10 protein-coding genes and 1 pseudogene are annotated in these 10,866 nt (G+C 66.6%); 4 read left to right on the top strand and 7 right to left on the bottom strand.

The window, feature by feature from the left end; genetic code table 11:
• The 3 genes and pseudogenes from ABZW74_RS22640 to ABZW74_RS22650 form a co-directional block, all read left to right on the top strand.
• Positions 1 to 607, top strand: a pseudogene (locus ABZW74_RS22640) (aromatic acid exporter family protein); the annotation flags it as partial.
• A gap of 74 nt (positions 608 to 681) precedes the next feature.
• Positions 682 to 1,602, top strand: coding sequence for a cation diffusion facilitator family transporter (locus tag ABZW74_RS22645; protein WP_240859356.1), 921 nt, complete (start codon positions 682 to 684; stop codon positions 1,600 to 1,602).
• A gap of 60 nt (positions 1,603 to 1,662) precedes the next feature.
• Positions 1,663 to 2,502: a polysaccharide deacetylase family protein gene (locus ABZW74_RS22650; protein ID WP_355279540.1), complete on the top strand. Its 840-nt coding sequence runs from the start codon at positions 1,663 to 1,665 to the stop codon at positions 2,500 to 2,502.
• Between the two features lie 4 nt (positions 2,503 to 2,506).
• On the opposite strand, the gene ABZW74_RS22655 is transcribed toward ABZW74_RS22650, so the two are convergent.
• The 4 genes from ABZW74_RS22655 to ABZW74_RS22670 form a co-directional block, all read right to left on the bottom strand.
• Positions 2,507 to 3,337, bottom strand: coding sequence for an SDR family oxidoreductase (locus tag ABZW74_RS22655; protein ID WP_240859352.1), 831 nt, complete (start codon positions 3,335 to 3,337; stop codon positions 2,507 to 2,509).
• 166 nt (positions 3,338 to 3,503) lie between these two features.
• Positions 3,504 to 3,857 (bottom strand): VOC family protein, encoded by a 354-nt coding sequence (locus ABZW74_RS22660; protein WP_240859350.1) that lies wholly within the window; start codon positions 3,855 to 3,857, stop codon positions 3,504 to 3,506.
• A gap of 76 nt (positions 3,858 to 3,933) precedes the next feature.
• Entirely contained in the window at positions 3,934 to 4,767 is an 834-nt protein-coding gene (locus ABZW74_RS22665; protein WP_355279544.1) for a site-2 protease family protein, read from the bottom strand.
• Positions 4,764 to 5,435 (bottom strand): hypothetical protein, encoded by a 672-nt coding sequence (locus ABZW74_RS22670; protein ID WP_355279546.1) that lies wholly within the window; start codon positions 5,433 to 5,435, stop codon positions 4,764 to 4,766. Before ABZW74_RS22670 ends, ABZW74_RS22665 begins: the two co-directional genes overlap by 4 nt.
• Before the next feature lie 78 nt (positions 5,436 to 5,513).
• Between ABZW74_RS22670 and ABZW74_RS22675 the strand changes: the two genes are divergently transcribed.
• Positions 5,514 to 6,800, top strand: coding sequence for an adenylosuccinate synthase (locus ABZW74_RS22675; protein WP_240859344.1), 1,287 nt, complete (start codon positions 5,514 to 5,516; stop codon positions 6,798 to 6,800).
• Here the strand turns inward: ABZW74_RS22675 and ABZW74_RS22680 are convergent.
• The 3 genes from ABZW74_RS22680 to ABZW74_RS22690 form a co-directional block, all read right to left on the bottom strand.
• The gene (locus tag ABZW74_RS22680; protein WP_355279549.1) at positions 6,797 to 8,197 is read right to left on the bottom strand and encodes a carotenoid oxygenase family protein; all 1,401 of its coding nucleotides are present in this window, start codon (positions 8,195 to 8,197) and stop codon (positions 6,797 to 6,799) included. The genes ABZW74_RS22675 and ABZW74_RS22680 overlap by 4 nt on opposite strands.
• Positions 8,198 to 8,223: 26 nt before the next feature.
• On the bottom strand, positions 8,224 to 8,835 hold the full coding sequence (locus tag ABZW74_RS22685; protein WP_355279552.1) for a hypothetical protein: 612 nt from the start codon (positions 8,833 to 8,835) through the stop codon (positions 8,224 to 8,226).
• 102 nt (positions 8,836 to 8,937) lie between these two features.
• Positions 8,938 to 10,866 (bottom strand): helix-turn-helix transcriptional regulator (locus tag ABZW74_RS22690; RefSeq protein WP_355279555.1); only part of this gene is annotated, 1,929 nt, incomplete at its 5' end.

A 10,866-nucleotide genomic window follows, 5' to 3' on the forward strand; every position in this document is an offset into this window, starting at 1 on the left:
CCCGGTCAATCCGGCGACGCGGGCCCGGCGGGATGCCGCCGGAGTGCTCGCGACCGTGCGCGACGCCGCTCGGCAACTTGCCGTCGGCCTCAGTACCGGCAATGCCGAAGAGGTGGCGGCGGCGCTGGAGACGGCGCGTGGCACACAGGGCGCTATCAACACGATGCGTTCGGACATGCGTGGCGGCCGTGAGGTGACGCGGGTGTCGCCGCTGTATTGGACGTCGCGGCTGCGTATCCAACGCATCTCGGCGACCGCCGATCCCATTGACAACGCGGTCCGCAACTTTCGCATCATCGCGCGACGCTCGTTGTCGAAGGTGCAGCGCGGCGAGACGGTGCGTCCCGAGATGGTCGAGATCATCACGGACCTCTCGGGTGCCTTCGAGATCCTGCGCAAGATGATGATGGCGGATCCGGGGGAGGAGCCCGACGAGGCCGACGCCGCCCGGGTGCTGCGGACGATCGTGCGCAAGGCCCGTAAAGAACTCGCGGCCGGCGCGGATCTGTCGGAGACGGCCTTGCTGGCCGAGATCCGATCCTTGCTCGTCGACCTCTTGATGGTTGCCGGACTGCGACGATCGTCGGCGGTCGCGACGCTGCGATGATCACTGTCGGAATTAGGTAGACCTAATTCCAATCATTGCAATGCATGCGAACTCATGCATATATTGAGCTGGCTATGGGTCATTCACACGGGCATTCGCACTCACACGGACCAACGCCGACGTCGGCGAGCGGCCGCAGGATCTGGCCGATGGCGGTTGCTGTCGCGCTGATCGGCGGATTCTTTGTGATCGAGCTGATCACCGGGATCGTGGTCAACTCGCTGGCCCTGATCGCCGACGCGGGGCACATGCTCACCGACGTGGTCGCCCTGATGATGGGCCTGGCGGCGTTGTTGCTGGCCCGCCATGGCCGAACGACCGACGCACGCAGCTTTGGCTGGTACCGCGCCGAGGTCTTCACCGCGGTCGCCAACGCCGTGCTCCTCATCGGCGTTGCCGCCTTCGTTCTCTACGAGGCGGTGCGACGCATCGGCACCGATCCCGAGGTTCCTGGCCTGACACTGGTGATCGTCGCGATCATCGGTCTCGCGGTCAACCTCGGTGTCATGCTGCTGCTGAAGGCCGACGCCAAGGAATCGATCGCGGTGCGCGGTGCCTATCTCGAGGTGCTGGCCGACGCCGTCGGCAGTGTCGGGGTGCTCATCGCCGGAGTCGTGGCCATGACCACCGGCTGGGGCTACGCGGATGTGATCGTCGCCGTCCTCATCGCGCTGTGGGTGGTGCCGCGTGCGGTCCGGCTCGCCACCGATGCCCTGCGCATCCTCAACCAGCAGGCTCCCGCGCATGTCGACGTGGAGGCGCTCCGAGCGGACCTGGCTGCGCTCGACGTCGTCGACGACGTACATGACCTGCACGTATGGTCACTCACGACCGGTATGGACGTCGCCACCGTTCACCTCGGTAGCAGTCATCCCAACGCCGAGGTGCTGCCGGCCGCGCAGGCGGTTCTCGCGCGGTACGGCCTCGACCACGCGACGGTCCAGGTGGATCCGGTCACCCAGCAACGCGCTTGTCGGGAGGAAATGACCTGGTGACGCGCTACCGTCGCTTGTGACTGAAGTGACTAAAGTGACGAGTGGGATTACCATTTTCGAATGGATCGTCGCCAATTCCTGACCGTGCTTGCCGCCGGGACCGCGACCGCGCTGGGCGTCACGGCTCCGGTGGCATCCGCTCAACCGGGCCCGACCATTCGACTGCCCGGGCTGCCGCCCCTCTCGCTCCCACCGCTCCCCGGGGTGCCCCAGGCCGTTCCCGGTGAGCGTCCGTCGCCTGCGGGACTGCTGCCGCCCGACGTGAAGAGCCGCCGACCCTTGCCGCCGAATCCGATCAAGGCGTTGCCCGGGCCGGGCCGGCACATGGCGCTCACGATCGACGACGGCGCCGACTCCGCCGTGGTGGAGTCCTACATCCGTTTCGCCGAGGACACCGGCGCGCGGTTCACCTTCTTCGTCACCGGCTCATATCCGAGCTGGACAGACCACCGAGTGCGGCTGCGTCGGCTCGTCGACTCGGGCCAGATCCAGCTCGGCAATCACACGTGGACGCATCCCAATCTGACCCGGGTGCCCGAGTCGGTGATCGTCGACGAACTGCAGAAGACGAAACGTTTCTTGCGCAACACCTTTGGGGTCGACGGATCGCCGTACTATCGGCCGCCGTATGGGCGTCGCACCAATCGGGTCGACGCGGTCGCCGCCGACGTCGGATATCCCGCGTCGACCGTCTGGTACGGGACGTTGGAGGACTCCCGCGTGATCACCGAGAAGATCCTGATCGAGAACGCGCGCAAGTACTTTCGACCGCAATCGGTGGTGATCGGGCATGCCAACCGCAGGCCGGTGACGCATGTCTACGACGAGCTGGTCGAGATCATTCGCGACCGAAAGTTGCGTCTGGTCACCCTCGACGACTACTTCCTGCCGTTCCGCTGAGCAGTCATTCGGTGGCAGCGACCACGCCGCGCAGGCCGTCCGCGCCGAACAGGGGCTCGAGCATCGAGCTGAAATCCGGTCCGCGACGCAGCATCTGGCCGCCGTCGACGTTGATGACCTGCCCGGTGATCCAGCGCGCGTGATCGCTGAGCAGGAACGTTGCCAGCCAGGCGATGTCCTCGACCTCGCCGACCCGCGGCAGTGGCGTCGCGCCTCGATAATCGGCACTCAGCGTCTCGTCGCCGAGAATGGGTGCGACGAGGTCGGTGCGGATGAGTCCCGGCCGAATCCCGTTGACGCGCACCGAACTCGCGCCGAGTTCGTCGGCGGCCAGCTCGACGAGATGGTCGACCGCCGACTTGGTGACGCCGTAGGCCCCGAACCATCGGTGCGTGTTGCTCGCGGCGATCGACGAGATCGCGACAAAACTGCCGCCGCCAGATCGGACCAATTCACGCGCACTGTGTTTGACGGTGAACATGGTGCCGTTGACGTTGAGGTCGACGGTGCGTTTCCACGCCTCGGTGTCCATCTGGGTGATCGGGCCGATGGTCTCGCTGCCGCCCGCGCACGCCAGCACGCCGTGGAGGCCGTCGCCGTGAGTGACTGCGGATGCCACGGCCGCGGCGACTTGATCTTCGTCCGTCACGTCGGCTGCGTGGCAGTGCACGGCCGAACGGCCGATGTTCTGGTTGATGCGGTCAGCGGTCGCGTCGAGCCGGTCGGCGTCGCGTCCGACGATCGTCACCGCCGCGCCACACTCGGCGAGGTTCGCCGCTACGCCGGCGCCGATTCCGCTACCGCCGCCGGTCACGAGTACTGATTTCTTGGTCATGTCCACGGCGCAATACTAGAACGTGTTCTAGAAATGTCGAGCGATGCTCGCTGGAATCTGTACCTGGGAGCGCGTCCAAGTGCACAGTCCACTTGGTCGGCCTCCTACGTACAGATTCCCCGCAGGCTGGGGTCGGTGGGCGCGGGCGGAAAGGGTCCCGGAAGCGTCAGCGATGGAGTGGGCTGTAGAAGACCAGGCCGTTGCCCTTGTTGTCGTAGACCACGGCACGGCGTTCATGCGCGTCGTCGTACGGGCCTTTGACGATCCCGCCGCCGCTCGCCTCGATGGCTTTCGCTGCACCGTCGACGTCGTCGGTCTTGATCCCGACGACGACCTGCCCGTGGATCGGGTGGTCGACGGCGGTGGCGAGGGCGAGGGTGATGGATCCGCCGTCGAGTGCCGCGAAATGGGCGCCGTCGCGGAACTTCAGTCCCATCCCGAGGGTCTCGCTGTAGAAGTTGATCGACTCGTCGAGATTGTCCGTCGACAAGACGACCATGCGGATGTCGTGGGTGCTCACTAGTGCCTCCTTGAATGGTCTCCCTCGACACTATTGCCCGGGCGAGCGCGAGATCAGAGCATTACGGCCCAATCCTTCAGCGCCAGAACATGAAGAGGTTCCAGCCGAGGGATGCGAGCACCGACGGCACCCCGGAGAGACCGAACAGCCAGTAGATGAAGTCGAAGAACGCCTCGTTGAGGACCGGGATGAACAGCAGCGCGAACACGATGAGGAACCCGTACGGGGCGATCTTCTCGACCGAGCGTCGGGTGTTGTCGGCGAGGTAGGGCTCGATGGCGCCGTAACCGTCGAACCCGGGCACCGGCAGCAGGTTCAGCACGGCCGCGGTGATCTGCAGGAACGCCAACATCGACAACGCGCCCCACAGGTTGAGGCCGTCGGTGCCCGCGACGAGGAAGCCGCCGATTGTGCCGTAGTCGGCGTCGGACCCGAGGAAGCGGACGAGTCCGAGGAGCAGGGCGCCGAGAACCAGGTTGGTCGCCGGACCGGCCAGCGACACGATGGTGCGCTGCGCCCGGGTGAACCCGGCCTGGTTGACGTAGACGGCACCGCCGGGAAAGCCGATGCCGCCGAGCAGGATGAACAGCAGCGGCAGCACGATCGACAGGCCGGCATGGGCGTAGCGCAACGGATTCAACGTGAGGTAGCCGCGGGTCTCGGTGTTGCGGTCGCCGAACCGGAATGCCGTCACGGCGTGCGCGAACTCGTGCAGGCACAGCGAGATCATCCAGCCGCTCAACACCAGCAGCCAGGTGCCGCCGATGGCCATGCCGTTGCGTCCGGCCTCCGATTGCGCGCACATCCAGCCGCCGACGATCGCCGCCGCGATCAACCCGAGGAAGATCGGGCCGGGTCGGACGGCGCGGGCGATGTCGCGCATGCCCGGCCGGATCGGAGTCGCGCTCATTGCTGTGCGAGAGAGGGTCGGACCAACAGCAGGTCGACGTGGTGGCGATAGAACGTCGACCGTTTCACGACGCGCGGATTCACGATGCCCTCCCGTTCGACCACGACGTTGGTGCCACCGGTCTGCGCGGCCCGTCCGTGGAACCAACGGCCGGGCCGCAGCAGGCGTTCCACCTGGGCGCGCACACCCGGTTCGTCGACGGTGGGCTCGATGCGGATGCTGCGAACCTCGCCGTCGAAGAGTCGGTCGTTGTCGACGTAGGTCTCGCCGTGCAGCTTCGCCCCTTCCGCACCGAGGTGGCGCGCCCGGCCGACGACGACCGTCGCGGCGTCGTCGCGGATGAGGGGGATCGTCTGCGCGGTCCCGTGCTCGGCGAGTTCGCGGGCAGCGGGTCCATGGGGCAGGCCGTAGCGACGGGTCGCGGTGGTGGCCTCGGCCGGAACGTACGCGACCTCGACGTCGAGCCGTTCGGCGACCATCAGTGCGGCGATGATCTGGGCGAAGAAAGCGTCGGCCTCGTCGGCGATGGTCGGGGCGACACGTTCGGCAACCCGCGGTTCGACGATGATTCGGCTGACCTCGGCGTCGGCCAGAGCATCGGCGACGGCAGCCTGTGCGGCCTTCTTGTCGTCGGACCGCCAGGCCTGGGTGATGAGCACGAACGACACGCAGATAGCGTATCCACCGGTCAGAACCAGTAGTGTTGGTCAGGTTGTTCAGCGCGTCACATCGAAGGAGCACCCGACATGCCCGCGATCGTGCTTATCGGAGCCCAGTGGGGCGACGAGGGCAAGGGGAAGGCCACCGACCTGCTCGGCGGCAAACTCGACTGGGTTGTCCGCTACCAGGGCGGCAACAACGCCGGGCACACCGTCGTACTGCCCAGCGGTGAGACCTTTGCTCTGCACCTGATTCCGTCCGGCATCCTCACCCCGGGCGTCAACAACGTCATCGGCAACGGCGTGGTCGTCGACCCCGGTGTGCTGCTCACCGAACTGGGCGGACTCGAGGAACGCGACGTCGACACCACCGGCCTCATGATCTCGGCCGACGCGCACCTGCTGATGCCGTATCACGTGGCCATCGACAAGGTGACCGAACGCTTCCTCGGCAACAAGAAGATCGGCACCACCGGACGCGGCATCGGACCCTGCTACCAGGACAAGATCGCCCGCGTCGGCGTGCGCGTCGCCGACGTCCTCGACGAGAAGATCCTCGCCCAGAAGGTCGAGGCCGCGCTCGAACTCAAGAACCAGATCCTGGTGAAGATCTACAACCGGCGGGCCCTGGAGCCCGCGCAGGTGGTCGACGAGGTGATGGCGCAGGCCGAGGGATTCAAGCACCGCATCGCCGACACCCGACTCCTGCTCAACCAGGCCCTCGAAGCCGGGGAGACGGTCCTGCTCGAAGGTTCGCAGGGCACGCTCCTCGACGTCGACCACGGCACGTACCCGTATGTGACGTCGTCGAACCCGACGGCCGGTGGTGCTGCGGTGGGTGCGGGCATCGGCCCCAACAAGATCACCACCGTGCTCGGCATCCTGAAGGCCTACACCACGCGCGTGGGGTCGGGGCCGTTCCCCACCGAACTCTTCGACGAGTGGGGTGCCTACCTGGCGAAGACGGGTGGCGAGGTCGGTGTCACCACCGGTCGCGCCCGTCGGTGTGGATGGTTCGACGCGGTGATCGCGCGGTACGCCACCCGCGTCAACGGCATCACCGACTACTTCCTCACCAAGCTCGACGTGCTCTCCAGTCTCGACACCGTCCCCATCTGCGTGGCCTACGAGGTCGACGGGGAACGCGTCGAGGACATGCCGATGACCCAGACCGGCTTCCACCACGCCAAGCCCATTTACGAAGAGATGCCCGGCTGGTGGGAAGACATCTCGCAGTGCACCACGTTCGACGAACTTCCCAAGAACGCGCAGGACTACATCCTCCGACTCGAAGATCTTGCCGGAGCACACATCTCGTGCGTCGGCGTCGGACCGGGGCGCGATCAGACGATTGTGCGTCGGGCCATCGTCTAGCCGCTGTTCGGCAGCCACGCCCCGTGCAGTCCGGCTGGGACGCGGATGGGGAGGTCGACGGTGGCGAGCGGTCCGGCGGCCGGGTCGTCGGCGCTGAGAACGTAGAAATACGAACGCATGTCGGCGGGATCGGTGCCGATCGCGCCCCAATAGTCGTGGTCGGTGCCGGGCATGAAGATGGGTTCGCCGATGGCGACACCGGGGCTCCAGCATTCTTCGCGGTCGGCGTTGATGTCGTGGAACCACAGGCTGTCCTGCGATCCGCTGTCGTGCGGACCCTTCGACACCGATGCGATACGACGGTGATCGCGGGTGAGCAGCCGGTCGTCGACGCGGGGGAACTCCATGTCGATGGCGTTGTCGCTGAGGACCGTTCGGACGATCCGATCATCCGGGTGGATCACCGCGCGGGTGATCGTCGACGCCGCGGGGCGCGGTTGGTCGGTGAATCCGCTGGGGTAGGTCCACTCGACGTAGTCAACCGTTACCGACCCGTCTGCACGATCGAAGGCATTCGCGAAATGCCACACCCAGAACGGCTCGGTCGTGATCCAGCGGACCTGACCACCATCGCGCGGGATCAGCGCGATCCGGGTTCCGTCGTCGGGCCGCCAACTCAGAAGCGAGCCACCGGTCATCACTGCTTCGAGGTCGAAGATCAACGGGCACACGAACAGTACGACGTATCGCTGGGTGAGTGCCATGTCGTGGATCATCACCGGTTCGGTCAGGCCGTCGATCGGGGTCGGCGGCCGCACGGACCGACCGTCGGCGCCGACCACCGACCAGGTGAGGTAGGGCGCCTCCAGCGTGTAATTGAAGAGCACCATCTCACCGGTGGCGGGATCGATCTTGGGGTGTGCGGTGCTGCCAACCCGCATGGCGTCGTCGCAGTCGGTCTTCGACAGCGTCGCAAGATCTTTCGGGTTGAGCAGATACGGTTGGTCGGCTTCGGCCATGGCCATCAGCCGCCCACCGTGGCGGACGATGTTGATGTCGGGCAGTTCGCGCACCGTCCCCGCCAACCGATCGCCGACCTCCTCGGCCGACGGTGTGTAGCCGTCGGTGATGCCCGACCAGATGGCATGTCCCGCAGCCTCTTCGGCCGCGACCATTGATGTTCGCACGAACCGGTTGGTGTAGCCGGCGCGGCCGCCGGAGATGGTGAGGCGGTGGACCATGCCGTCGCCGTCGATGGGGTAGACGAAGGAGCCGATCGGATCGAAGCGGGGGTTGGGGCCGTTGCGGAGGTAGCTGCCGTCGAGATCTGTGGGGAGTTCTCCGGTGATGCGGAGGTCGGCTACGTCGACCTCCTCGCGCTGGGGTGCGTTCACCCCGGTCAGGTGGCTGTGGTGGGCGAGGTCGACGGGTGCGGGGCGGGCCGGTGCGGTGGTCATGATGGTCTCCGATTCCGAGATGAGGGTCAGGCAGTGGCGGCGGGTGCTGTGGCGGCGGTCGGACCCTCGGCGATGGCCTGAGTGCGCTTGACGGCGAACACGATCAGCGCGACCGGGATGACCCAGTTCAGCAGGATGTTGCCGGGATGGGCACCCGCGACGTCGGCCGAGGCGGCCAGGACACCGGCGATGACGTGGCAGACACCCATGGCGGCCACGGCGCCGGCCCAGATCAGGCTGATCTGACGGTTCTTGGCACGGAAGATCGGGGTGTTCCAGTACTGCTTGTCGACGGACTCACGTGCGTACTGCTCGGTGAACGGGATGGTGAACGCCGAGACCGCCATGATCGCGGCCAGGATGAAGGCCGAGCCGCCGCGTCCGAAGAACACCAGCGCCTCGTCGACCTGGTGGTTTCCGACGATCCCGACAATGGCGATCAGGCCGAACAGGACGACGCCGGACACATCCAGGATCTTCCAGCCGTGCCCCTTCGCTGCCGAGTAGGCGGTCATGCCGAAGGCGATGAGACAGGCCGCGATCGCGGCGAGGGTGACGTGATCGGCGCCGAGGCGTTCGGCGGCAAAGCTGAAGACGAACCAGGGGGCCAGTCCCAGGATCATGGATTTTGCGTTCATCGGGGTTCTCCTACGAGGTGGTTGTTGTTGGTGTCTCCACTCTCGCGTTTCCCGATGACGCAAACATCTGCGTCATGACGGAGGTTTTGCCGCCAACCACGATTACCTACCCGCCACGTACGCGGCCAGCTCGACGCGGGTCCGCAGCCCCAGCTTCGACAGCGCGTGTGACACATGCGTCTGCACGGTCCGTGGTGAGATGAACAGCCGGGTGGCGATCTCGCTGCCCGAGAGCCCGGCCGCCACGAGTTCGGCGACGGTGACCTCGGTCTTGGTGAGGCTCTCCCAGCCGTGCCGCGGCCGGTCGCGGACGGCGTTCGGGTCGATCCGTAATCCCATCGGACGGAGGCGGGAGGCGATCCGCGCCGACATCGTCGTCGCACCCATCGATTGGGTCAGGGTGAGCGCCCGCCCGGCGGCATCTCGGGCCGCGTCCTTGTCGCCCAGAAGTGCTGCAGCACAGGCAGACTCCTCGAGTGCGCTCGCAGTCAACACCATGTTGCCGGAGGAAGCGAGTTGTGCAGCGGTCGCTTGGGCGGTCGTCATCACCGCGGCTGGTTCACCAGAGCGCATCGCACATGCCAACTCGATCGTCGCGGCCATCGTGGGGGTCGGTGCGTGTGGCATCGCGTCGAGCCCGTCGGCGACGAGGTCGAGGAGATCGCTGTCGCGGGCTCGGGTTCCGATTCGCGCGCAGTCGAGCGCGAACACTGCAAGCCAGGTGTAGAGGTGGAGCGATTCGGCGTGCGACCAGGTCTGCGCCGCAAGGTGCGCCGCGGGTCGTAGACGTCGGGTGGATTCGAGCAGCAGCGTCCGCGCGCGTTCGACCTCGGGCATGCCGAACTGATTCCGCAGCGACCTGCGATCCCAGTCGTCGAGGCGGGTCGAGGCGGCCGCGATGTCACCACGAAGCACTTCCATGACAGCCTGTCCGCCTTCGGCCAACGACGTCCAGCCCATGTCGGCGGCCGACAGTCGATCCAGGGCGGCGTCCCATGTGGCGGCGGCGTCGTCGAAGTTGCCCAGCGAGAACTCCACGCCACCCTGCGACAGTTCGTGATACGACGTCATCCAGTCGGCGGCGCGGCTGGCACGCAGCTGGCTCATGGCGGTCAGAAGTTCGGCTGCCGCGTTGGGTCCGTGTGCGTACAGTTCGATCAGCGGAGGCCAGACGTCGGCAGACGAGTTGACCGACACAGGCGCCGGTTTGTCGTCGCCCACCCGGCGCGACGCGAGCATGCTCAAGCGCAAGGCTTCGTCGAGGTCGCCGACGAGGAACCGTCGTAACGCCTCGCCGACAACACCCTGCACCGACCGTTTCTGTGCCTCGTTGTCGACGTCGAACAGCGGTGTCAGTGGAATCGGCCGGCTGCCGTCGAGGATGCGGTTGTAGGCGCGCAGGTCGCGGAGGGTCTCGGTGACCTCGTCGCCGACCGGCAATTGCAGTGTCTCGTCGATGAGGTCACAGGCGCGATCGGTGTCGCCCTTGTTGACGAGGGCGAACAGCAGGATGCTGTGCAGACTCGCGATCTCGTCGATGTCGGCGGCATTCGCCAGGCCCTCTGCAGCGACCTCCGAAGCCCGGGCGAGTTGTCCGGAGCGAGCCAGGGCAATCGCGAGGTCGCTGTGTACGCGGGGCGGTGGTCCACCATCGGTGCGGGCGGCGATGCTGTCGAACAGATCCACGGCGACCGCGGGCGTGTTCTCCAGGTCGATCTCGGCGCGGCGCACCGCGTCGAGGATCGTCGACGCGTCGGTGCCTGCGGCGAGAGTGTGGTGAGCGCTCATCTGCGGTTGCGCCGCGACGCTCGGGTGGTTGGCCACCGCGTCGTGCAGCACCGCACGCAGGGTCGGATCCAGTTGGCGGTAGGTGACGTCGGCGTAGAGGTCGTGGGTGAACGCGAGGGCTCCGGCGTCGTCGGTGCCGATGATGCCCGCGTCGATGGCGGTCTGCGCCGCGCCGACGAGAGCGGCTGGAGCGGAACCGTCGAGTGCGGCGAGGTCGGCGAGCGTTGCCGGACCGCCCCACAC

The sequence above is a fragment of the Gordonia sp. NPDC003585 genome (genome assembly GCF_040610755.1).
GTDB lineage: Bacteria > Actinomycetota > Actinomycetes > Mycobacteriales > Mycobacteriaceae > Gordonia.

Bases quoted from the DNA above. Each gene is read 5' to 3' on its own strand.
- ABZW74_RS22645 (WP_240859356.1), top strand. From the start codon at position 682: ATGGGTCATTCACACGGGCATTCGCACTCACACGGACCAACGCCGACG.
- ABZW74_RS22650 (WP_355279540.1), top strand. From the start codon at position 1,663: ATGGATCGTCGCCAATTCCTGACCGTGCTTGCCGCCGGGACCGCGACC.
- ABZW74_RS22655 (WP_240859352.1), bottom strand. From the start codon at position 3,337: ATGACCAAGAAATCAGTACTCGTGACCGGCGGCGGTAGCGGAATCGGC.
- ABZW74_RS22665 (WP_355279544.1), bottom strand. From the start codon at position 4,767: ATGAGCGCGACTCCGATCCGGCCGGGCATGCGCGACATCGCCCGCGCC.
- ABZW74_RS22675 (WP_240859344.1), top strand. From the start codon at position 5,514: ATGCCCGCGATCGTGCTTATCGGAGCCCAGTGGGGCGACGAGGGCAAG.
- ABZW74_RS22680 (WP_355279549.1), bottom strand. From the start codon at position 8,197: ATGACCACCGCACCGGCCCGCCCCGCACCCGTCGACCTCGCCCACCAC.
- ABZW74_RS22685 (WP_355279552.1), bottom strand. From the start codon at position 8,835: ATGAACGCAAAATCCATGATCCTGGGACTGGCCCCCTGGTTCGTCTTC.